Annotated in this window: 17 protein-coding genes; 11 read left to right on the top strand and 6 right to left on the bottom strand. The window is 44.3% G+C overall.

Annotation, left to right across the window (positions count from 1 at the left end; genetic code table 11):
• Positions 1-840: 840 nt before the first annotated feature.
• From M2444_RS28240 to melA, 6 genes are all read left to right on the top strand, one after another.
• Positions 841-2,175, top strand: coding sequence for a sugar ABC transporter substrate-binding protein (locus tag M2444_RS28240; RefSeq protein WP_280788652.1), 1,335 nt, complete (start codon positions 841-843; stop codon positions 2,173-2,175).
• A gap of 107 nt (positions 2,176-2,282) precedes the next feature.
• Positions 2,283-3,596 (top strand): sugar ABC transporter permease, encoded by a 1,314-nt coding sequence (locus M2444_RS28235; protein WP_094876180.1) that lies wholly within the window; start codon positions 2,283-2,285, stop codon positions 3,594-3,596.
• Positions 3,593-4,435, top strand: a complete 843-nt coding sequence (locus tag M2444_RS28230; protein ID WP_042186333.1) for a sugar ABC transporter permease — start codon at positions 3,593-3,595, stop codon at positions 4,433-4,435. Before M2444_RS28235 ends, M2444_RS28230 begins: the two co-directional genes overlap by 4 nt.
• 96 nt (positions 4,436-4,531) lie before the next feature.
• Positions 4,532-6,586, top strand: coding sequence for a methyl-accepting chemotaxis protein (locus tag M2444_RS28225; RefSeq protein WP_280788651.1), 2,055 nt, complete (start codon positions 4,532-4,534; stop codon positions 6,584-6,586).
• 164 nt (positions 6,587-6,750) lie between these two features.
• A complete protein-coding gene (locus M2444_RS28220; RefSeq protein WP_481857542.1) occupies positions 6,751-7,683 on the top strand; it encodes an AraC family transcriptional regulator in 933 nt (310 codons plus the stop codon).
• 118 nt (positions 7,684-7,801) lie between these two features.
• Positions 7,802-9,307 carry an alpha-glucosidase/alpha-galactosidase gene (melA, locus tag M2444_RS28215; RefSeq protein ID WP_280788650.1) on the top strand — a complete coding sequence of 502 codons (1,506 nt, stop codon included), beginning with the start codon at positions 7,802-7,804 and terminating at the stop codon, positions 9,305-9,307.
• Between the two features lie 247 nt (positions 9,308-9,554).
• On the opposite strand, the gene yhbH is transcribed toward melA, so the two are convergent.
• The 4 genes from yhbH to M2444_RS28195 all read right to left on the bottom strand — a co-directional run bounded on the left by yhbH (position 9,555) and on the right by M2444_RS28195 (position 20,124).
• Positions 9,555-10,718, bottom strand: coding sequence for a sporulation protein YhbH (gene yhbH, locus M2444_RS28210; RefSeq protein WP_280788657.1), 1,164 nt, complete (start codon positions 10,716-10,718; stop codon positions 9,555-9,557).
• 220 nt (positions 10,719-10,938) lie between these two features.
• Positions 10,939-12,624 (bottom strand): DUF11 domain-containing protein, encoded by a 1,686-nt coding sequence (locus tag M2444_RS28205; protein ID WP_280788649.1) that lies wholly within the window; start codon positions 12,622-12,624, stop codon positions 10,939-10,941.
• Positions 12,621-19,358 carry a DUF7507 domain-containing protein gene (locus M2444_RS28200; RefSeq protein WP_280788648.1) on the bottom strand — a complete coding sequence of 2,246 codons (6,738 nt, stop codon included), beginning with the start codon at positions 19,356-19,358 and terminating at the stop codon, positions 12,621-12,623. Before M2444_RS28200 ends, M2444_RS28205 begins: the two co-directional genes overlap by 4 nt.
• A 121-nt stretch (positions 19,359-19,479) precedes the next feature.
• Positions 19,480-20,124 carry a methyltransferase domain-containing protein gene (locus M2444_RS28195; protein WP_094876185.1) on the bottom strand — a complete coding sequence of 215 codons (645 nt, stop codon included), beginning with the start codon at positions 20,122-20,124 and terminating at the stop codon, positions 19,480-19,482.
• A gap of 204 nt (positions 20,125-20,328) precedes the next feature.
• Here M2444_RS28195 and M2444_RS28190 point away from each other — a divergent pair, with 204 nt between their 5' ends.
• Positions 20,329-20,796: a hypothetical protein gene (locus tag M2444_RS28190; RefSeq protein WP_094870363.1), complete on the top strand. Its 468-nt coding sequence runs from the start codon at positions 20,329-20,331 to the stop codon at positions 20,794-20,796.
• A gap of 86 nt (positions 20,797-20,882) precedes the next feature.
• Here M2444_RS28190 and M2444_RS28185 read toward each other — a convergent pair whose 3' ends face one another.
• Entirely contained in the window at positions 20,883-21,344 is a 462-nt protein-coding gene (locus M2444_RS28185) for a hypothetical protein (RefSeq protein WP_094870364.1), read from the bottom strand.
• A gap of 169 nt (positions 21,345-21,513) precedes the next feature.
• On the opposite strand from M2444_RS28185, the gene M2444_RS28180 reads away from it, so the two are divergent.
• Positions 21,514-21,900, top strand: coding sequence for a DUF423 domain-containing protein (locus M2444_RS28180; RefSeq protein WP_094870365.1), 387 nt, complete (start codon positions 21,514-21,516; stop codon positions 21,898-21,900).
• 77 nt (positions 21,901-21,977) lie between these two features.
• Here M2444_RS28180 and M2444_RS28175 read toward each other — a convergent pair whose 3' ends face one another.
• The gene (locus M2444_RS28175; RefSeq protein WP_280788647.1) at positions 21,978-22,505 is read right to left on the bottom strand and encodes a hypothetical protein; all 528 of its coding nucleotides are present in this window, start codon (positions 22,503-22,505) and stop codon (positions 21,978-21,980) included.
• 215 nt (positions 22,506-22,720) lie between these two features.
• Here M2444_RS28175 and M2444_RS28170 point away from each other — a divergent pair, with 215 nt between their 5' ends.
• The 3 genes from M2444_RS28170 to sufC all read left to right on the top strand — a co-directional run bounded on the left by M2444_RS28170 (position 22,721) and on the right by sufC (position 24,825).
• Positions 22,721-23,023 carry a YunC family protein gene (locus M2444_RS28170; protein ID WP_094876186.1) on the top strand — a complete coding sequence of 101 codons (303 nt, stop codon included), beginning with the start codon at positions 22,721-22,723 and terminating at the stop codon, positions 23,021-23,023.
• Between the two features lie 244 nt (positions 23,024-23,267).
• Positions 23,268-23,729, top strand: a complete 462-nt coding sequence (locus M2444_RS28165; RefSeq protein WP_094870368.1) for a Dps family protein — start codon at positions 23,268-23,270, stop codon at positions 23,727-23,729.
• Between the two features lie 313 nt (positions 23,730-24,042).
• On the top strand, positions 24,043-24,825 hold the full coding sequence (sufC, locus tag M2444_RS28160; protein ID WP_042186351.1) for a Fe-S cluster assembly ATPase SufC: 783 nt from the start codon (positions 24,043-24,045) through the stop codon (positions 24,823-24,825).
• The last annotated feature ends 15 nt before the right edge of the window (positions 24,826-24,840 follow it).

Raw genomic sequence — 24,840 nt, 5'->3', positions numbered from 1 at the left:
GCGATACTTCCCTGACCAGCTTCGGCAAAACTACTTCGAAAGCATACGCTTAGTTTTGTAAGCGATACTTCCCTGACCAGCTTCGGCAAAACTACCTCGAAAGCATACGCTTAAGTTTTGTGAGCGATACTTTTCCGAGCCATTGACCACAGCGCGTGGAGGTTAGAATGTCGCTATTGTTATTGGTTGCACAGTTTTTTATGCAACATGCGCAAATGATGAGGCAATCTTGCACATAACAAAGAGGCACAACCGCCGCGAAGTAGCTTGTCCGAGGTTGTACCTTTCATAAGTAACATTGCCTTTTAGTTATATAAAACAGGAGGCAGACAATAGATGCGTTGATTCATGTTGGAGTGCCTCTTAACGATTTGGATTATAGCATGGAATAAAAGGGCTTTCAATACTCTTGTTCAAACCATTGCACAAATTTTCACTTAAGTATATGCGCGTTTCTACGCTCAGATAATTGTAAATCTATAGGAAAAGTGAATTTGTGGGATATGAGGGGCAAATAAAATAACAATTCCATTTTTAAACACATGAATTATCGATTAATTAAAAGATATCATGTGAAAAATGGAGATAAATGCCTATAGTCTTTATCAATTAATGGAAAATGGTCAAATATGGTATGTGCAAACGTTTTTAAAAACAAACGATACTGTTGTATGATGTATTCATGAATGAAGCGCTTTCTTGCACTGTGAATTGCACCTCAAGAAGGAGCGAGCTAAAAGAATAACTTTTTTTTTAGCTTTTCTGAAATCGTTTGCGCAAGTTTCTGGTTCTACTATTTTACCATCTTATTCTTTTTTAAAATTGGGAGGGGTTAAAGTAATGAAGTTGAAAAAAGTGATGGTTATCACCGCTGCTGTCTCTATGGCACTGTCCGTTACAGCGTGTGGTTCGAACAACAATGGGAATGCCGGGGGAAACAATGCAGCAAAAGCTACTAATGCTGCTAATAACACTACAGAGACTGCAGCGCCAGAGGGCACAGATGCAGCAGCGACAGATGAGATTGTACCTGAAGACGGAGCGACTCTAGTTGTATGGGAAAGTAAGGAAGAAAGACCATTCGCAGACGAAATTGCTAAGCAGTTCACAGCAAAATATAACGTTCCAGTCAAGATTGAAGAGTTGGCACCACCAGATCAAGTAACAAAACTTACGCAAGATGGTCCTTCAGGATTAGCAGCAGACGTTATTCTTATTCCTCACGACAACTTAGGTAAAGCGGCAAGTGCGAGCTTGGTTCTTCCTAACGATGTCTTCGGTGAAGAAACAAAAGCTAGCAATACTGAAGCTTCAATTATCGGATCTTCGTACGATGGCGAATTGTATGGCTACCCAAGAGCGGCAGAAACTTATGCATTGTTCTACAATAAATCACTCGTTAAAGAAGCACCTAAGTCTTTCGACGATGTTCTTGCATTCAGCAAAACATTCACAGATAAATCCAAGAACAGATACGGAATTATGTGGGAAGTAGGAAACTTGTACTTCAACTACATGTTTATCGCTTCCGATGGTGGATATCTGTTTGGTAAGGACGGTACAGATAAAGACGATATCGGACTTGCTAATGACGGAGCTGTTGCAGGACTTAAAGAATTCGTGAAAATGAAAGAAGCATTGCCAATTAAGAGCGGAGATATCAACGCTGATATCAAACGCAGCTTGTTCACCTCAGGTGATGTAGCGATGGATATCACAGGTCCTTGGGAGCTTGGAGGATACAAAGCCGCTCTTGGAGATAACCTTGGTATCGCACCGATCCCTACAGTGAATGGCAAAACAGCTATCACATTCTCTGGTATCAAAATTTTCGCAGTTAACTCGTTTACTCAATATCCGAATGCTGCTAAATTGTACGCTCATTTTGCATCAAGCAAAGACGCTCAATTGCTATTGAACAAAACGATCGGTTCTGTTCCTACAAACAACGAAGCGCTTCTTGATCCACAAATTGTTAACGATCCATTCGTATCCGCTATTGCAGCACAAGCTAAGAGTTCCCAACCAATGCCTTCTATCCCTGAAATGGGTAACGTTTGGAGCCCTGTGAATGCAGCGCTTCCAGAAATTTGGGATAAAAATGTGGATCCAAAAGCAGCAATGGACAAAGCCGTTCAACAAATCAAGGATTTGAACAACAGTTCATCGCAATAAGGATCATAAATCACAGTCTTAACAGCATACAGTGAATCAAGCTGCCCGTCGCATGTTTAGCGGAGGGCAGCTTCTTATTTTCACTCGGAGAGGAGAACGGAAGCGAAATGCAGCGACATCGCACGAGGGCCGCAGTACTGTCGACGATTTTCATGGGATTGGGACAAATATATAACCGCCAATTCATCAAAGGAATCATGTTTTTAGTTGTAGAAGCCGCCGCTGTTTATTATTTTATTCAGAATCTTGCTACGGCTTTATGGGGTTTTGTCACACTAGGAGAGAACCCTAGCCGTTTGGTAAAAGTAAAAGGCATCGCTAAGATGGTAGCTGGGGATCACTCGATCTATATTTTGATTCAAAGTTTGATCACCATTCTAATGCTTATCATCATAATCCTCGCTTGGTATTTGAACATTAAAGATGCTTATAAGACTGGAGAGAAACGCGATAACGGTCTTCAGGCAAACACCTTTAAACAAAGTGTTCGCTATATACTAGATTATAAGTTCGCTCAGACGTTCCTGGTCTTGCCAGGTATTGGTGTTCTGTTCTTTACGATCATGCCAATCATCTTCATGATCCTGCTAGCGTTTACGAACTATTCCGCACCTGATCATCTTCCACCCGCTAAATTGGTGGACTGGGTTGGATTTCAGACCTTCCGTAATTTATTAGTTCTCAAAACCTGGAGTCACACTTTTTATGGCGTATTAACGTGGACGATTATATGGGCAGTTCTTTCAACGATTACTACATATTTCGGAGGACTATTGGTAGCCTTACTGGTGAGCCAAAAGGGTATTCGTTTCAAAGGAATGTGGAGAGTTATTCTGATTGTGCCTTACGCAGTACCGCAGTTAATCTCTTTGCTGCTCATGCGCAATTTATTTAACGGTCAATTCGGCCCTATCAACCAATACCTCGGATATTTTGGAATGGGTGGATTGCCATGGCTGACAGATCCATTCTGGGCTAAGGTTACCGTAATTATTGTTAACATGTGGGTTGGTATTCCAGTCTCGATGTTACTTATTATGGGCGTGCTGACTACAATTCCTCGGGATATGTATGAAGCAGCTGAGGTGGATGGAGCAACAGGTTATCAGAAGTTCCGTATTGTTACGTTACCGATGGTCTTGTTCTCCACCGCGCCTACTTTAATTACGCAGTTCGCAGGTAACATTAACAACTTTAATGCGATCTTCCTATTAACAGGTGGTAGTCCTGTAAATGGTGATTATCAATATGCCGGTTCCACGGACTTGCTAGTAACCTGGCTATACAAATTAACACTTGATCAGAATAAAAACAATATGGCTTCGGCAATAGGGATTATTATCTTTATCATTGTTGCATCATTCTCCCTGTACAATTACCGCCGGACGAAATCATTCAAAGAGGAGGATATGATCCAATGAGCAGAAAGATCGCGAACTTTATTCGCTTAAGTGGTAGCTACATCATCTTGATTGCTTTGTCGATAGCGGCCCTCTATCCGGCCCTCTGGATTTTATTTGCTTCCTTCCGACCTGGTAAATCACTGTACAGTAAAACGTTTATCCCTGAGCAATTCACCTTCGATCACTACAGAGAATTGTTCACATCCCCGAGCTATATGTTTGGAACTTGGTATGCGAATACATTGAAGATAGCCGTATTCTCCATGCTTATCGGTGTAGTTCTTACCTTGTTAACCAGTTACGCTGTATCCAGATTCCGGTTTAAAGCGCGTAAAACAGCGTTATCGACCGTTCTGATTCTTGGTATGTTCCCTGGTTTTATGAGTATGATTGCTATTTATATGCTCCTTAAGGAGTTTAATTTGCTGGATACACATATTGCCTTGATTATCGTTTATGCGGCTGGGGCGCCGCTCGGGGGAACATTTATCGCGAAAGGCTTCCTCGATACGATTCCTCGTTCTTTAGATGAGGCGGCTCGAATAGACGGGGCGAGCAATTTCGGGATATTTATGCGAGTCATTCTTCCCTTGTCACGCCCTATGATCACTTACATGGCGCTGACTCAATTTGTCGGTCCTTGGGTGGATTTTATTTTCGCCAGACTTATTTTACGGACGAAGGAGAACTGGACCGTCGCAGTCGGAATGTGGGATATGGTTAACTCGAACCAAAATACTAACTTTACTTTGTTCTCTGCCGGTGCTGTTCTGATCTCTATTCCAATTATGATTTTGTTTGTATTCTTGCAACGTCTGCTTGTTGATGGATTGACTGCAGGAGCTAGTAAGGGGTAAACGAATTCGCTTCTTTATACTAAAGAATGAACAGGGTACAGCCTTTGTACAGAAATGCAAGGCTGTACCCTTATTCCATCATAGGGAGTGAACATAATGAAAAAGCTATGGACTCTACAATTTAGATCCGTTGGAATAAAACTGTTCGTTATTCTATTTAGCTCCATAGTGCTCTTATCCTCTGTACTAGGATTGACTTCATATTATGCTGCCAAAGATATCATTACAGATGAGGTTGCCGCGGCCTCCTCGCAGTCTGTAGTTCAAGCAGCGGACAAGCTGGATATTGTTCTAAGTGAATATGAAGCACTTTCGAGACAATTTGCCCTCGACTCCGCATTAAAAGGTGATTTGGAAAACATAAATAGTGGAGAACTTACAACGGTAGCCAAAGTTTCCGCAGAAGATCGGATTCGTAGAAAGCTAGACTTAGTTAAAGGATCAGATGAGCGGATGTATGGCGTCAGACTGGTATCTAAGAGCTTGGAAGAAACGGAATCATATAAATCTACTGGCATTAGTGGCCTTCGTAGTGATGAAGGTATTGCTGAAAGACTGAAACAAATTGCAGATGCCAAAGGAGAGCCAGTTTGGTTTCCGGTTCGTGAGAAGGGCTTCTTTGATGCTTATACTGAGCCGTCTTTAACTATGGGGAGATTGCTTCGCAATCTTGTACATCCTGAAGCGGAGTATTACATGCTGATTGAAGTTAAAGGCAAGGCCATGACCGAAATGTTGTCTAATCTTCAGATTGGAATTACGGGTGAGATTCGAATTTTGAGCACAGAAGGTAACATAGTTTATGGTGCGGATCATGCTAAACTGGGTCAACCCTCTTACATAAAAGTAACAGATGAGCAAGATGTAGAGAAGAAACATTCATTTACAGCGGCCGATGAGAACGGAAGTCCGCAGCTTGTCGTGTATCAGCCTTTAAAGACTGCGAAGTGGACACTCATGGGATATGCACCGGTCAGTGATTTTACGAAGTCGGCGGACAAGCTTCTGTATATCACGTTCTCTGTGGTGCTGGCAGCTGCCGTGATAGCCCTGTTAATTGGTTATATTCTGGTTCGTTTGGTTGGACGTCCTCTGGGTAAGCTGGCGACTTTAATGGAAAGTGGCGAGCAAGGGAATCTTCGTGTACGAACGAATTTTAAGGGTAAGGATGAGATTGGCCGACTTGGGCATAGCTTCAACAAAATGATGGAGCAAATTTCTCTTCTGGCAAGCCAGAGTGAGATGTCAGCGGATGAAGTGCTGGGTACCTCGGAACAATTAGTTAAAGCATCAGGTACAACCTCACTTCATGCCAGAGAGGTCGCGTCCGCTACGGGTGAGATTGCACTTGGAGCCGCCAGCCTTGCTGCTGAAGCAGAAAGAAGCCATCATAATGTCGAAATCATTGGCAGTAAAATGAGCCAAGTAACTGAATTGAATACAGTAATGGACGCTTCTGCGGAGCGGGTTATCGAGGTTAGTGATCAGGGGACAGAGCTGATGAAGCTGCTAGTAGAGCAGAGTGAATCTACGGTGGAGATGTTCAATCGGATACAAGAAAACTCCAATAAGCTTAGAGAGAGTACACATTTAATTCGCAGTATTCTTAGTCCTATGATAGCCGTGAATAAGCAGACCAATATCTTGGCACTAAATGCCACTATAGAAGCGGTAAGAGCGGGTGCGGCAGGCAGAGGTTTTATAGTGATTGCGGATGAAATCAGACAGCTCGCTAACCAATCGAATGAGTCGATTCAATCGGTTTCCAAGATTACAGAAGAGATTGGTCTACACATTGAGAACACCGTTAAGGATATCAATGAGACCGCTCCAAAGTTTCGTGAACAGATTTCTTCCGTACGGGAGTCATCGACGATATTTTCCAGTGTGAAAGAGGAAATGGAACACTTCATGGGACATATTAATGAATCCTCATCTTCTATTCATGAACTGATAGCGTTTCAGCGTCAATTAGGCGAATCCATGGCGAGTGTCAGTGCCATAGTGCAGCAGACAACGGCTTCGACAGAGGAGGTAGCTTCGATGTCCTCACAGCAGTTTACTGTAAGTGAGGAGCTTGTTGCTTTATCTCAAAAGCTAGAGAGCTTAGCAGCAGATCTTAAGCAATCTATGGTTTCTTTTCAAGTATGAGAATTAAATCTTATTAGTAAAAACAATAAAACGAGCAACTCTCCTATGTATTGGAGTTTTGCTCGTTTTTTTAACTTAATGACTTTAAGGCGTTCTTCTTGTCTTAGAAGGAGTTTGGGAGATACACTTAGATTAACATTTTAATAGTAGAAAAGAGTGATCGATTGACAAATTTGCATCTAAGTCTTAGTGGGAGTCTTTTTCAGCAGGCATTAATTGAAGGGGATTATAGTCCTCATTTTTTTGCTTACTATTATAAACAATGGAACAATTACTATATGTCCTACCATCAGCATAATTCAACCGAAATTATGTATTTGATCTCAGGGAGCTGTGTCGTGGATGTTCACCCGAGAGCGGGGCAAGAAGAGAGATTTAGATTAAAGCGGGGAGAATTGATCATCCTTGATGCGAATGTTCCGCACAGACTGATTGTCGAGGATGGGGCACCCTGTAGAATGCTGAATGTGGAGTTTGGATTTACGGAATATACAGGGGTTGCTCCATCTATCGGCAAGCTCGCTCGGAAAGAAGCGGCACTTGCTGAATGGTTAAAGGTTCCCTTTTCCAGTCTAGTCATGCCTGATCCGGAGGAAATTTATCATGTTCTAAAAGGACTTGTACTGGAGCTTGATCAAAGTGGCGGGAAAGGTGGAAGTATGGTCGACTTATTGTTTTGTGAGCTTCTGCTTCGATTATCTAGCTTGCGACAGGATCAGCTTCATGCCAGTCAACAGCCGTCACAGCTCTATGTGCGGCGTAGTATCGAATTACTGCATCAGAATTACGACCAGAGTATTCAGGTTAAGGATATCGCTGCCGCGGTCAATCTGCATCCCGGATATCTGCATCGTATTTTTAAGTCACATACAGGTAGGACACTCAGTGATTATTTGAATATGCTGCGAATGGAGAAAGCGAAGATGCTGCTGGGGCAAAGTGATATTCCGATTGCTGAAATTGCCGATTATGTAGGAATTAGTAGCAGACAATATTTTCATCTCCTCTTCAAGAAATATACTCACTGCACACCCGTAGAATATCGTAATTCCATTGAGCGTCATGCTTGGAGTTATGAAGAGATGGATGTTCAATAGACAAGTTAGGATTTTTGACACCTTCCTTCAAAAGAGGTCATGATATTGGTTACGCTTTCCCTTGCGCCCCTGCTACAATGGACAGGAACAATCAATTCATTACCGGAGGATGATAAGGATGTCATTTAAAGTGTCTTTTATAGGGGCAGGCAGCATTGGATTTACCCGTGGATTGTTGCGGGACTTACTAACCGTGCCGGAATTTAATCATATTGAAGTCTCGTTTATGGATATTAATAGTCACAACCTGGAGATGGTTACCGAATTGTGCCAACGTGATATTAGAGAGAATGGATTAAATATTCAAATCCAGGCAACGACAGATCGAAGAGAAGCCCTGAAGGATGCCAAGTACGTATTTTGTACTATTCGTATGGGTGGGCTGGAAGCATTTGCTACAGATGTGGATATTCCTTTGAAATACGGCGTTGATCAGTGCGTAGGGGATACCCTTTGTGCAGGAGGCATTATGTATGGTCAGCGCGGGATTGCGGAAATGCTGAATATTTGCCGTGATATTAGGGAGATGGCTGCGCCGGATGTACTCCTGCTTAACTATTCGAATCCTATGGCTATGCTGACTTGGGCTTGCAACAAATACGGCGGTGTACGGACGATTGGTCTGTGTCATGGAGTGCAGCATGGGCATGGGCAAATTGCAGATGTGTATGGGCTGAAGAAGTCAGAAGTCGATATTATCTGTGCGGGTATCAATCACCAGACCTGGTATATTTCAGCGAGTCATCAGGGAAAGGATTTGACCGAAGGTCTTTTAGAAGCTTTTGAGAATCATCCAGAATTCAGTCGCACAGAAAAAGTTCGGATCGACATGCTGCGCCGGTTTGGATATTACAGTACTGAATCCAATGGTCACCTAAGTGAATATGTGCCATGGTACCGTAAACGGAGCGATGAAATTATGGATTGGATCGACCTAGGAAGCTGGATTAACGGAGAGACTGGCGGATATCTACGTGTCTGCACTGAAGGGCGGAATTGGTTCGAAACGGATTTTCCGAATTGGATGAAGGACCCGGCACTGGAGTATACGGTGGAGAATCGTGGAGAAGAGCATGGCTCTTTTATTATTGAAGGATTGGAAACGGGCAGAGTGTACAGAGGTCACTTTAACACTGTGAACAATGGTGTGATCTCTAATTTGCCGGATGATGCGATCATCGAAGCACCGGGGTATGTGGACCGGAACGGGATATCGATGCCGCTTGTGGGAGAATTACCGCTTGGTCTCGCAGCGGTGTGCAACGTTAGTATCTCAGTGCAGCGTCTAGCCGTCGAAGCCGCGGTGCATGGCGATGACAAGCTGCTGCGTCAAGCCTTTATGATGGATCCGCTCGTGGGTGCCGTATGTAACCCGAAAGAAATCTGGCAGATGGTCGATGAGATGCTCGTAGCTGGGGAGCAGTGGCTGCCACAATACAGCGAGGCCATTGCACAAGCGAAGGAGCGCTTAGCCACAGGAAATCTGATTCCAACGAAGACTAATAATGAAGGCGCTGCTCGCCTGAAGGTGAAAACGGTGGAAGAGATGATGCAGGACCGGGATACAGCGAATAGAAATGCCGGTGAGTCTGACAAAGGCAAGGATAGGGAAAAGGCTCATTAGATTGTAGTGGGTGCAGCACACTGAAGAAGCGATAACAAAGGTACTGTGAGACGGCTTCAGACAGTTGATTAGAGCTCCTTTATATAAACAACCTCCCCTCCCAAGCACTGGGATGTGGAGGCTGTTTATATGGGTTTCTATCCGATAGCTCCGAACCTTGGAGCCCCCAAGCTGGGTAGAGGAATCCCCCAAATATGAGTATCCCAAAAGTCATGAAATGACTGATGGGATACTCATGTATAGGTGATTATGAAGTTACAGTACCCTTTTGACTGAAGAAGGTCTTTAGCGCCTGGTACACTTCTTTTTTGTCTTTAATGACATAATGCATGAATTGCTCGTGCTTCAGATGACGATAAGCGGACATTAGTGTGCTGCTGCGGTTGTACTGATTCACTTCCCCGTAACCAAACATATTGCTTCGTTTTAGCAATTCTCCAATTAGCTTCACACAACGTTCGTTGTCGGAGGTGAGGTTATCGCCATCAGAGAAGTGAAACGGATAAATGTTGTACTGCGCTGGCGGGTATCGGCTATCGATAATCTCAATCGCTTTTTGATAGGCTGAGGAACAGATGGTTCCCCCACTCTCGCCACGAGTGAAGAAATCATGCTCGCTGACCTCTTTGGCCTCCGTATGGTGGGCGAGAAAGACAATCTCTACCTTCTCATGCTGGCGGCGCAGAAAACGGGTCATCCAGAAGAAGAAGCTGCGGGCGCAGTATTTTTCAAAAGATCCCATCGAACCTGACGTATCCATCATCGCAATAATGACCGCATTGGAGTGAGGCGTTCGAATGTCATCCCATGTTTTGTAGCGCAGATCATCAGGACTTATGCTGTGAATGCCGGGATTTCCTCTGCTTGCATTACGCCGAAGATTCTCCAGCAGGGTACGTTTCTTATCGATGTTGGACATCATGCCTTTTTTACGGATATCGTTGAAGATGATGGATTTAACCTCAATCTCTTCCTTATTCTTGGGCTTCAGATGTGGCAACTCCATATCCTGAAACAAGATGTCCTCCAGATCCTCCAGATTGACCTCTGCTTCCACGGTGTCTTGACCAGGTTGATCGCCTGCTTTTTCCCCCTTGCCGGGCTGTGCTGACTGTGAATCCCGCCCAAGTACATCGCCGACCTGACTTTCCCCGTCGCCCTGTCCTACATGCTTTTGCTTACGAAAGTTATAAATAATTCGGTACTCATCCAGACTGCGAATCGGAACCTTAACAATCTGCTTACCGCCTGACAAAATAATATTTTCTTCGGTCACGAGATCCGGCAAATTATCCTTAATAGCTTCTCTGACCTTTTGTTGATGACGCTCCTGATCCTGATGGCCTTTGCGATGAAGGGACCAGTCTTCTTTTGAGACTACAAAGGAAAAGGGACCAGATGAATGCGACAGGATGACCACCTCCCATGGAATATAAATGTTAATCGAGGGAACCTTTTGCAAAGCCTCACTTTGTGAGGATGTTTTGAAAATATAAGAAAGTATAGGTTTTACCCTATACATTATCCTTATATTTCTCGAGAAACGGTTATCGTCTTTAGAAGACGACAACGTCGTTTCTTCTTGGGTTGTAACTAAAGTATATTCATGGGGATGGGGGATATGTGATTTCTTATTCGCTGATCTCATCCACGGTCAATGTATAACTGTTCGACTGGCTCTTGCCAGCATATTCACGTCCATCCAAATTGAAAGAATATTGAGCGGTTACTAAGCCTTTAAGGAAACGCATCATTACATGTTCACTTACCCTGACAAAATAATGGATGTTTACAGTAGCAGCACCTTTGACTGTCCCTAGCGACAAGATACCGTTAAATGAAGATTGTGGATTTGGAATTCCGTCAATCACAATACTGCTAGGATCAATAAGACATTCCTCCGGTGATAGCCGATCAAGGGATATTTTTGCTGGCCAATTCCCACTATTCGTTAGGGAGACCCAGCACTGGACATGTTCTCCTTCTTCCACAAGGGTAGGCTTTGCATGAGTTTCGAGAGAAATCACAGGTGTGACGATTAAGGTAGTAACGGTATTGGAACGAGAGGTTTGTCTTACTGTTCGTCCGTCCGGGAGTACAAAAGTATACTGAACACTTCCATGGTTTTGTACAGCTCCGATGGCCTGAATGTTTATAGCTGCGGGGACGCTCACTTGAAAGACTACGACTGCTGAAGTTCCGCCTCTTAAAGTACCAAGCTGAATGCCGTCTGCGGGACGGGCTCCTTTTTGCATGACTCCATTTAACAGAACACTATCCCATACGAAAAGAGTGCCGGGAGGAATAGCATCCGTCAGGATTGCATTTACGGCCAAGTTCCCGCTGTTGCTTACAGTTAGTTCATATCTTAGGTTGTCACCTGGAGCTGCTGTAACATGATCTACTCTCTTGCTGATGGTGACACCTGCCAGAACAAGTGAGACAACGACGGTGTTACTCTCGGTTATATTGGGATCGTCATCGACGGTATAAGTGACAGCTGCCCGATTAGTCAGGTCCAAGGATGGAGGGATCTCAGTCACTCGAACACGAAAAGAAATATCAATACTTAGGTCTTTATCAAGCTGACCGATTCCTATTCCTTGCATAGGATCTGATTCTGGATAATAGACTCCACCTGCAATGACGCTCCCTGGAATGAACACAGCTCCGTTCGGAATAGATATCGTTGCGCTGATTTGATTTAATAGGCTGTTACCTTCGTTCGTGAGCCGTAATGTATAGGTAACTACATCGCCTATAAAAGAGGTCGGAGTGCTTGCGGTCAACGAGGTAGAGAGCTGATACGAAAGCAAAGAAACGAATACGGAATTAGAATATAAATCCCCGTTAATGATTCTTCCCTCCGGTGTAGCAAAAGAAAAACGGCCTAGTGCTTTATTTTGTAGCACAAGCGTAGAAGGCAGTGAGATGATAACGACTTGAAAGGCGATGTTCACCTGACTCTGTGGAGCGATGGAACCTAGCGTTATGCCTGAAGACGGTGTAGCCCCTGGGAGAGGCACACCGTCTCTAAGCACGCTGTTAGAAATAAAGGATACACCCTCTGGAAGAGTGTCGTACACAGTTACCACAGCTTCTGTGTTCCCATTGTTGGAAGCTGTAATGGTATACACTAGAGTGTCACCTAATGAGGCATGGGACTTGTCTGTACTCTTCAGCAATGAAAGCACGGGGCCCACGACCGGGGTGTTAACGGTATTGGAATAGACAATGCCGTCAACACCCGCTGCCGAGTTGAAGAGTACCATAGATTGATTGGTTACGACAGGCTGGGTACGTGAGCCGGGAATCATAACGCTACTACCTGAACCTGGAAGGTGATGGTTGAGGAAGCACCAGCAGCAATCGTTCCGATGGCAATACCGGAAGCCGGGCTGCCATTAGGTCGTGGGGTTCCGTCTACAGTGATGCTGCCTGTTACAAACTGGCTGCCTGCTGGGATAGGGTCAACCATGATGACGTTATTCACAGGTGAAATTCCCAAATTGGTAACAACAATTGTATAAGTGATGATGTCGCCGACCACAGCATCTACAGAGGCAGTGCTCTTAACGACACTTACATCCGGAGAAGAAACAGGGATAATTAAGACGTTCGAAACTGAAGTTCCAGTGAGTAGACGACCATCTGGTGGTGTGAACGAGAACGTTGATGAAGCTTGATTGACTAACTGCTGCGGTGACGGAAGAGAAGCTACTGTAACCTGAAGGGTTATGGTCACTGTTATTGTGCTTCCCGGAGCAACTGCTCCAATATTTAATCCAGTAGACGGGTCGGATCCTGGTTGCGGCACTCCGTTAACAAGTACGCTATTTGGAACAAAGATAGCTCCGCTAGGAATCGTATCAGTTACGACTACATTTGCTGTGAGATTACCAGTATTCGTTACATTCAGGGAGTACGTAATCGTATCTCCGACAGTTGCAGCAGTTCTATCCGCACCTTTGATAACAACGATGATAGGCTGATAAACAGGAATAACAAGCGTATTAGAGAATGAAGATCCTGAGAATGCCCCAGATGTGAAGCTTACGGAAGCTTGGTCGGTTAACGTAGCAGGATTAGGCAGCACATTGACGATAGTGTTGAACGAGATATTGACTGAAACGCCCGGTGCAATGGTGCCGAGTGAGATGCCATTCGCAGGATTGGCATTAAGATGTGGAATACCATCAACGAGCACACTCCCAGTGACAAATGTAGATCCAGCCGGTATTGGATCACTAATATTTACGTTGTTGATGTTGGCTATTCCACTATTGGTAACCGTCATGTTGTAGGTAATAGTATCGCCAACAACGGCATCTGTAGCTGGTGAAGACTTAGTTACGATGACATTTGGTGAAGATACGGAAATCGAAGTCGAATTGGAATTGATCGAACTGTTAAATGTCCGACCATCAGGCAAGGTGTAAGCAAAGGCTACGGAAGCTTGGTTTATCAGCTGCTGGCTTGCTGGCAGTGTTGTAATGAGTACTGAGAACATGACAGACAGTGTTGCACCTGCGGATATTACACCAAGTGGAATGCCAGCTGCAGGATCTGCTCCTGGAGCCGGAGCGCCTTGAATAAGTACGCTATTAGGCACAAAAGTCGTTCCGGAAGGGATGGTATCACTTAGAGTAGCTAAAGCCCCGTAATTCCCTGTATTGGTTACGTTAATTGTATAGGTTATGGTATCACCGACGGTCGCTTGAACTGTATTGGAGCTTTTTGCTGCGGCTAGAATCGGTAAATAAATAGGCGTTGATACAATGTTAGAAAAGGCTACATTAGAGAGTACTCCTGAGGTGAAGCTAACGGTTGACTGGTTATTTAGTAGACCTGAAGGCGGCAATGAGACTGTGTTCACCGTGAAGGCTACAGTTACGGTTACCCCTGGTGCGATACTGCCTAAGGTTACCCCCGTGGCAGGGCTGCCCCCCGCACGAGGCACACCATTAACAAGAACACTGCCGGATACAAATGTAGTACCCGCAGGAAGGGCATCCGTGAAGACGGCGTTATTCACCGTTTCAATTCCGTTATTGGTAATCGTAACCGTATAGGTAATCGTATCACCCACCGTTGTTGATGTGGTAGGTGTAGATTTTACTACAGCCAGATTTGGTGAAGAGACAGGGATAGTAATTGTATTGGATAGGACGGAACTACCAAGTGTGCGGCCGTCAGGCAATGTGAAGCTATAGGCTACGGTACCCTGATTGACCAACTGCTGAGGATTGGGCAGTGAGGTGATATCAACAGTGAATACTACTGCAGTAGTGGCACCGGGTGCAATAACTCCAGCTGGAATCCCCGTAGATGGATCCGCTTGCGCTAAGGGGAGTCCATTAATGAGTACACTATTCGGAACGAAGGTAGTACCCGCAGGAATATTGTCCGTAATGATTAAGCTTGCCGGATAGTTACCTGTGTTGCTCACGGTCAGGGTGTAGCTAACAGCGTCACCTGTTGTAGCGTTATTCGTACTTGCTGTTTTGACGACCGAGATGTTCGGCTGGTAAACAGGAATGGTAACTGTATTGGAGAAAGTCGAACCGGAAAAAACACCTGATGTAAAGGTTACAGATGCCTTATTGATAAGTGAAGCAGTAGGAGGAACAGAGGTCACGATAACACTGTATGCAACTAGAGTCGAAGCTCCAGGCGCTAGGGTACCAATTGATATCCCCGAAGAAGGGTTCAGGTTTGGAAAAGGCACTCCATTCACGGATACGCTACCTGTTACAAAAGCAGCACCGGTTGGTGTTGGATCATTAAGTATTACGCTATTGACAGCTTCTATACCGCTATTTGTAATATTTACGTTATAAGTGACCGTATCTCCGATCGCTACGGAAGTTGAGGTTGAGCTTTTGGCAACGATGATGTTAGGAGCTGAGACTTGTAGTGTGACTGTATTAGATACAGCAGTTCCGCTTAAAGGTCTACCGTCAGGAGGGGTAAAGGTAAAGCTTGCAGAAGCTTGATTGCTGATTTGTTGTGGTGATGGCAGCGTCACGATATTAACAGAGAAGCTAACAGGGATACTGGCCCCCGGCGCCACACTGCCTACAGCTATGCCGGTATCGGGCGCTGCACCTGGCTGCGGCATGCCTCCTACAATAACACTGTTAGGATTAAAGACAGTTCCAACAGGAATGTTATCGGTTAAAGTTACATTTGCAGCAAGATTACCTGTATTACTTACAACCACCGTGTAGATGACTGTATCACCTACAACCAGTGCATCGGCATCTCCATCTCCATCGACTGCACTTTTTAATAAGGAGATCTGTGGTTGAGTGACTGGTGTGCTAGTAATGTTAGATGAAGAAGAACCGGAGAATACACCGGATGTAAAACTGACGGATGACTGATTATTAATCTGTGATGGTATCGGCATCGTTATCCTCACCTCGAATGTTACGGTAGCTGTGGCGCCTGGACCCAGACTACCGATTGGAATGCCGGCGGACGGAACTGCTAGCGGCTGGGTAATGCCGCCTACAATTACGGTTCCGGGAATAAAAGCTGCATTCTCAGGCAGTGGATCGCTGAGAATGATGTTGCTAACTGTAGCAATACTGTTGTTCGTCAATACAGAGGTGAATGTAAGGATATCACCTGTAACGGCGTCAGTAGCATTCACGCTTTTAATGACACTGACGTTAGGTGCAGAAACAGGGACAGAGAGCGTATTCGACACTACATTTCCTCCAAGTTGACGCCCATCTGGGAGGGTGTAGCTATATGTTGCTGAAGCGGAGTTTAGCAACACCTGTGTAGGTGGTAATGCAGTTATCGTGACCAGAAAGCTTACGGACACACTGTCACCTGGTGCCAATGGGCCTACAGGAATGCCGGTTACAGGATTGTAGCCGGGTAAAGGTGTTCCACCTATGATTACACTATTAGCGTTAAATACAGCTTGGGGTGGAAGCGTATCAGTCAATAGTAGTGTGGTTGCAATATTTCCTGTATTGCTAATGAGGATCGAGTAAGACAAAGATCCCCCAACGGATGCCTGAGCTGTATTCGCGCTTTTGACCATACTAATGATCGGTTGATAAACAGGAGTTACTACTGTATTCGAGAGTGAGGAACCGGTAAAGGCACCGGAGGTGAAAGAAGCGCTGGCTCTGTTTGCAAACTGTGCTGGATTTGGTAAAGAAGAAACGTTCACTTTAAAAGAAAGTGTTGTAGAGTTGCCTGCAGCGATACTACTAATAGATATTCCTGTATTTGGATTTGCGGCTGGCACCGATGAGCCGCCAACAATAACGCTACCTGCTACAAAGGTGCCTCCAGTAGGAATGGGGTCAGAGACGACGATGTTACTCACAGCTACGCTACTTGTGTTGGACACTGTGATTGTGTAAGTCAGATTCTCTCCGACTGCGACATCTGCAACGCTTGCGGTTTTGCTTAGCGTAACATTAGGGGCAGAGACAGGGATGCTGACGGTGTTTGATTGGCTAGTTCCGGATAAGGATCTGCCGCTTGGTAATTGGTAGGTGTAACTGCTACTGGCTAGATTGTTCAGAACAGGTGGTGAAGGAAGAGATTGGACAGTGACTAGAAATGTTACGGGCACAACAGTTCCTAAGGCCACTGTACCTAGATTAATGCCTGTAAGTGGAGAATCTGTTGGTCGTGCGACTCCGTTTACAGTCACACTACCCGATACAAAGGTAGCCCCTGAGGGAATATTGTCGGTTAAGGTTACAGCAGCTCCAATATTTCCAGAATTTTGAACATTTAACGTATAAAGAACATTGCCACCTACGGTTGCACTAGCGGTGTTCGAGCTTTTAACAATTTGAATGCTGGGTTGATATACTGGAGTCGTAGTTGTGTTGGAAAGTGAAATACCAGTAAAGGCTCCTGAACTGTAGGATGCTGTAGACTTGTTTAATAGCTGTGCTGGACTAGGCAATGAGATAACATTGACCTGAAAGGTGACGGTAACCGAACTCCCTGCAGCGATTGAACCAACAGTAATACCTGTTCCTGGATTTGCAGAGGGTTGTGACGTCCCTGCAACTGTAACACTTCCCGAAACCAGTGAAGTCCCAGTGGGTATGGTGTCTGTAAGGATGACATTAGTAACTGCTTCGATCCCGTTGTTAGTGATAACGGAGGTATAAAGGAGTGTATCGCCAACAGCGACATCTGCAAATCCTGCGCTTTTGACCACGGCAACATTAGGGAGTCTCACTGGAATAGACAAAGTATTGGATGAGGCTGATCCAGCAATAATTCGCCCATCTGGAACCTGAAAGGTATAAGCAGCGCTTGCTTGGTCGACCAGTTGCGGTGGAGATGGAAGGCTGTTGACTAAGACACGAAATTGAACAGTAGAGCTGCCTCCAGCAGCGATCGTCCCAATAGCAATTCCTGTAGCTGGATTTCCAGCGACAGGAGATCCATTGACGGTAAAGCTACCTGCAACATAAGAGCTCCCCGTAGGAATATTATCCGTAACTGTTGTTAGCGCACCGATATTACCAGTGTTGGTGATTTGAAGTGTATAGGTAATTTGATCTCCGACGGTCGCATTTGCAGTATTTGCTGATTTTACAATGTTAAGGATGGGCGAATATACGGGTAAAGTTACCGTATTGGATGGAATGACCCCCGTCATGATAGAACCGCCAGCTACACTTTGAAATGTAAAAGCAGCATTTGCGGTGTTAGAGATATTCTGCGGACTTGGTGGTAATGAAGTGACTTTAGCTTGATATGTAACCGTTATTGAAGTGCTCAGAGCCAATGACCCCAAAGAGATTCCTGCTGTAATGTCAAAGGTGGGCCTTGCGACGCCGGCCACTACAACGCTTCCGGTGACAAAGGTCGATCCTGCTGGCAGCGCATCTGATAAAACGACGCTAGCCGCACTCGCTGTTCCAGTATTACTGACGATTACAGTGTAAGTTACCGTATCTCCGACAATCGGACCGGACACATTGGCACTTTTAGTAACGTTTATTTTAGGTGCATTAATATCTACTTGTATGGCATTTCCATTAAGTACATAAGCATCACCGGAGGTAGTTAATTGTAAAATCGCTGAAGACTGATTATTTGCAAGTCTGGCTGACACGTCGACATTAGTAATGTCCCAGCCTTGTCGGCCACCGATGATGTTGGTGCCGGGATTTCCGTTTGTTTGATTGCGATTTCCGAATGTTCCAGTGGTATCCAGTACACCTAGATCGTTGTTAATCTGTGAAGCGAAGAAGTTGTTGGCAAAGTTATTGGGTCCTGATAAAGCTACGAGCGTTGTTGATGTAGGCCCGAACAATGCCTGGTCTCCCGAACGGTTCGCATCACCCTCCTGTGCGCTAAATAGTGCCCTACCTCCAAGTGCACCTGTAATTGGAGTTGCAAAGCCTGTTATTGTAGTAGAGACTGGTGCTGAAGTTGCCTGTACAAGTATTGCACCTGCCCGTAAGGACATATTACGGAAGGGCAAGGATGTATTTTGATAGATTACACCAAGTGTCCAGCCCGCATGGTTAGCTGTGGAATCACTAGGAATAACGATCGTGCCAACTACACCACCAGTGGTGTAGGTTCCGGCACCGCCTTGTGAAATAATACTGGTGACATTAGCAGAACGAACATATGCAGATGCGCCATTTCCTAAATCAACAGTATTATTAGTTGCTGCATCGGGAGTTATGCTGAACGTACTCCCGGCAGGATTTATCAAAGAGACAGGGTTGTTTATTGCTGCACTGAGGTTTACGGTTCCATTGATATAGGTTCCGCCCCATATCAGCTCTGCATATAGCACAGTGCTGCCTGATGGCAGGACCAGTATAGCGGATGAACTGTTGCTCGTATAAAGACTTGTAGTTCCATTGGGATAGGTGCCAAAAATAGATGTAGTGTTAACAGTAGTGAAACCGCCGATGCTGTCTAGTGTCCCTGGCACTCCGACCGTATCGGAGCGACTAAGTCCAAGTGTGTTGCCCGTAAATGTGATAGCACCGGTCGCATTGATCGTTGCCCGTACGACTAGTGGAATGATTCTCACCTCCTTCGAGGTTAATTTGCTTTTAAAAAAGTGTACCGTCCCATAATCAGGACGGCACAGTTAATACCTGTATGTTAGCCTATGATGTAATTCGGGTATAATTGTATGTCCCATCAATAAATTATAGGAAATTTTGTCTATCGTGTGATTTTAGCCTGCGTTTCATAAGAACACGGGGTTCAGCGTAATGCCCTCTACTCATCATTTCCAGCTCATGAATAGAAATTTCTGCCTTGATTACGGTGAAATGGTACATGATCTCATGCACAACATTGGCTTGAAGCGTCTTTAGTATTTCTAGTTCTTCTGTTTCATAAAGTGGATCTTCATAAGGGTATTGATAGAAAAGCTCCATCCGCATTAACCGAAAATCGAACGGCGGCACAGGGATTGGATAGTCAGGAATCGATGGGCATACTGGACCGGACGGGGGCTGAAAAAAGGATCCTGTGAAATACCTCGGAGTATATTCATCAAACTTCTGCTTAAAGGAAGGATTGGACATATGAACAAAACTGTGGGCATACGGGGCCAGAATACAAACAATGGCTTTGTGGATGCAAATTCTGTGAATTTCCGACATAGCCGCGGATAAATCGTCGATATAGGGTAGTACACGACTAGCCATTACAAACTCAGCGGTATTGTCCGGTAAAGGGATGCCTTGGCTAATGTCACAGACAATATCCACCTCGGGACCCGCGATACGATCGATCCCGAGATAACCTGCTTCTTTACTGGATCCGCAGCCGATATCGATTCTCAAGGGGACCACTCCTTAGGGATAAATCAGGCTCAACACTATTGTATTAATCTCGCTTCAGCCTGCATCCGGCGGATGCCTATTAAAAAATGGAAGTTATTAAAAAGTAATGTATTATGAAACCTTAGCAGAGTTGAAAACGTTTATAGAGTAGGCTTGTCAAAATGACTTTGAAAATAACCGCTAAACATAGAGGAGGCAATCACCATGAAAAAACAACGTTCCTTACCCGCCATAGCTGCAATAGCAGCATTAACACTAGCCCTAACCGCTTGCGGCGCTACTAATAATTCGGCACAGCCGTCTGCAGAACCAACTGCAACAGCTTCTCCAGTACCAACAGAGGAGAGCACAAGCACACCCGTACCTACAGAAAGTACGAGTACAACTGCACCCACAGAGAATCCTAGTACTCCAGCGCCCAAACCTACTACAAATCCAGAAGCCAAAATTCTTAAAGGAACAGGCGTTTACGTCGGACAAATAGATAGTCATTCTGTTGAGATTGAGACCAAAGAAGGTCCTACGGCTTTTGAGATCACAGCTGGTATGGAGAGCGTTCTTGAGAAGTTAAATACGGATGATGCTGTAGTTTTTGAATATGTAGAAAAAGCAGTGGATGGCGATGCTACAGTTAAACAGCGGATCCTTTCGAAACTATCCCTTGCAAAATAAAGAACTTTATCATTATAGGAATAATAAAAGGGCTGCCCTGATTAAATTCAGGAACAGCCCTTTTATTATGGAATCTGATAGAAACGTTATAACGTCCCGGCATTGACTAAGAAAATAGTAATAAGCAACATAAAGAGTAAGAGAATCACACCATTAATGATTGTGCCTATGATACCGAACACTTTACGTCTCTTCCGGATGGAAAGTCCAATAATGCCGATGACAACACCAATTACATTAAGAGCTGAAAGAATAATAACAGTCATTCCAAGAAGCATGATGGACTGCGAGGATTCGGCTAGTAGATTCGAGTTCTCGTTAACCATGGAAGAAGCCTTCATAATAATGAAGATGAAGAGAGCTGCATAACCCATTATGGTCACGAGGCTGATGATGAAAGAAGCAATACCAGGTCCAGAGTGTTGTAGATCATGATCTGCTTTCTGGTACGAAGACGACGAACCAGCACTTGGTTGGCTCAGATCAGGTTGGGTATTTCCTACCTCTGCTGTAGGCGCGTCAGATTTTGAGAGAGAATTAAGGTTCATAGGTTGCACTCCTTGAGAGATAAGAATGAAATGTTGTTTATATCCACTTTTTCATATTGATGCTAAAAAAGCAACCCCTGATTGTGGCTAATTCGTAAATGGCTGCTGGAAAAAGCAATCGGTAATCGTTTATGATAGAAGAAGTCTAATATTAAGGAGTTGTAATCGCATGCAACGGAAACTTATGGCCTGGGGGGCTGTGCTAGCAATGCTGGCAGTAGGAATAGGCGCTTTTGGCGCTCATTTATTAAAACCTGTTATTAGCGAAGAATATATGAAGGTATATGAGACGGGTGTACAGTATCATTTGGTACATGCGCTGGGTGTAATTCTGATAGCGCTGGCTGTGGGTCAATGGGGAGAAAGCACCCGGTTACGCTGGGCAGGAAGGCTATTAATAGCAGGCACGATTTTGTTCTCGGGCAGCTTGTATGTACTAAGTATTTCCGGGATTAAGGTGCTTGGAGCGATTACACCTATTGGTGGTGTATGCTTCATAGCAGGCTGGTTGTGTTTGGCTGTGGAAGCATTCTCACGCAGCAAAGAGGCATCCTAAGCGATCAAATTAAAGAAGTTGATAAATAAGCATCCGTTCCTTTTAGGGGCGGATGCTTATTTATGTAACGTATACGTTTACAGGAATTCGTCGATCTCATTTAAATTAAAGCTGTATACCTGTTTCTCATCCACGTGATAGACACTAATTGAGTTGGCCGCTTCATCAAAATTTAAAATACGACAGGGCATGGACACTTGTTTTCCGTACCGATTCGCTCGTAAGCGTACTAATTGGTTGTTCTGAATATACTGTCGAATTTTCCCGTATGCATCAGCTGGCGTCTCAATAGCTGACTGCTGTGCAGGCAATTCTGCCTGTTTATCTATCGGTTTATTGAGCTGCTTTTTAGCGGTCTTTGGAGGCAGCTTAAATGAAGTGGGAGGAGCAGAGCTTTGATTCAAGGCTAGTTTGGCAGAACGAAGCAAGCTGTCAATGGTTCTCCCTAATTCAAGACCGGAGTTAATGTTGAAATCTGTGATTTTGTCATTATTGTTCAACATTTCAAGCAGATATTGCAATGCAAGCGGGTTGGTACGGGCATTAATCAGGATGTCGACATTAAATAAATAGTTGCCGTCTGTGTGTTGTAGTTTCTCGTCCATAGATCCCCCAGCTTTTCGTTTGAACATTTCTTTACAATTATAAGAATGTAAATAAACTATAACATTAAACAAGTAATAATCATATACCTGACATTAGAGAAAATGGGACCAAGGTACTGTGTTTTTTACGAAAAGCCTAGGACTACCAACTGCACATCAGCAGGGAGTGAAGCATACATATACATCGTGGTTGGTGAATAAAGGAGGTGCTGCTATTGGTTACTATGGAGCCCATTATCGTAGGTGAACATACGCTGATCGGGGTAGAGGTTAAGCTTCCGAAAACAACGCTGCTCTCAATCAACACAAGCCGAGGGTATATAATGTGTGGTGCGCTGGATGTTGGTTTGCTCAATGAAAAGCTCAGTGATCGGAATATTATCGCAGCCAGGGCGGTTGGTGTACGTACGCTGTCCCAGCTGTTAGCTGCCCCATTGGAGTCGGTTACCATTGAAGCGGAGCGTCTAGGTATCGTACCCGGCATGACGGGTGCGGATGCCTTACTTCTTATGGTCTGACTGAACCATCTTACAAAATCCAAAACACAAGAGGCCAATGGCCTCTTGTGTTTTTTTGGCAAGAATCACAAATTGAACATTATAGAGAGCGTCTCTAGTGTGAATAATTGAAACAGAGATTTTATGGAAGGGTACTTCTTGTTTCGTCTTACATGCTAAGGGGTAAATTAAGAATAGACAAGTTGCTGCCGGACGAAGGATTAAGCAGCCCGGTAAATATAAAGGATAAGGATGGGATCATCTCATGGCTAAAGCATCTAATAAAGTAAATACAACTTCATTGGAACAAATTATGAATCGTCAGGTTGCTAACTTGAATGTACTGTACGTTAAAATCCATAATTTTCATTGGTACGTAAAAGGAGAACAATTCTTCTCTCTTCACGTGAAATTTGAGGATCTATATAATGAAGTGACGCTGCAAATGGATGAAGTTGCAGAGCGTCTGCTAAGCATCAAGGGAAGTCCCGCTGCGACGATGAAAGAATATCTGGAATTGGCAACGATTCAAGAAGCTACGGGTAAAGAGGATACACGTGGAATGGTCCAGTCTCTGATTGAAGACTTCGCTACTATTTCTGAAGAGTTGACAGAAGGCATTGAGCTTGCTGAGGAAATTAAGGATCAGCCAACCTCCGACATGTTTATTAAAATTCGTGGTGATCTTGAGAAACATCAATGGATGCTGCGTTCCTTTCTTAGCTAAACGATAAAGCGCATGAAATAAGGCTTCCTGCGGGAGGTCTTATTTTTTGCGTTAACCTGATCATCATTGTGTTGTACTTGGAGTCAACGCTAAAAATAGCGAAATTATGCGGTATATCATAGGCAAAATAAAAAGAGATATTTGTAAAAAAACAGGCTTTGTTATAAAATTGTTGAGAATCATTGATAATCATTGTGATTCAATTTATAATAATTATAATGTGATATAGAATCTAATTGTGCTGGGAATCAGGATCATCCTGTTTCAATACAACTTTTGATTTCGCAAATCGATCAATGGAGGGAATAATATTATGGCAGCAGATTTTGTCATTGAGGGACTTAAAGCGACGATTGAGGGAAAAGAGATTTTGAAGGGGATTAACCTTCAAATGAAAGGTGGCGAAATTCACGCCATTATGGGACCAAACGGTACAGGTAAAAGTACCTTGGCGTCAGCTCTTATGGGTCACCCTAAATATGAAGTGACTGAAGGAACAGCAACACTTGAAGGTGAAGATCTTCTGGAGATGGCGGTTGATGAACGCGCACGTGCAGGTCTTTTCCTTGCTATGCAATACCCAAGTGAAATTTCTGGAGTAACAAACTCCGATTTCTTGCGCTCTGCCATTAATGCCCGTCGTGAAGAGGGAAGCGAAATTTCTTTGATTCGTTTTATCCGTCTTATGGAAGCGAAGATGAAAGAACTGGACATGAATCCTGAGTTCCTACACCGTTACCTGAACGAAGGCTTCTCCGGTGGTGAGAAGAAACGTAACGAAATTCTACAAATGATGATGCTAGATCCAAAAATCGTGATTCTGGACGAAATTGACTCTGGTCTTGATATTGATGCTTTGAAAATTGTTGCCGAAGGCGTAAACTCCATGCGGAGTGAAGATCGCGGCTTCCTGGTTATTACCCACTATCAACGTCTCTTGAACTACATCAAACCTGATTTTGTACATGTTATGATGCAAGGTAGAATTGTCAAATCCGGTGGTCCTGAGCTTGCACAACGTCTGGAAGCTGAAGGCTACGAGTGGATTAAAGAAGAACTCGGAATCGAAGACGAAACAGTAGGGCAAGACGCGTAAGAAACGCCAGGAAGG

The organism is Paenibacillus sp. PastF-3, assembly GCF_029893135.1.
In the GTDB taxonomy this organism is placed as follows: Bacteria; Bacillota; Bacilli; order Paenibacillales; family Paenibacillaceae; genus Paenibacillus_AQ; species Paenibacillus_AQ nitricinens.
The sequence above is the reverse complement of the archived record's forward strand: the minus strand, read 5'-3'. Positions and strand labels throughout refer to the sequence as shown.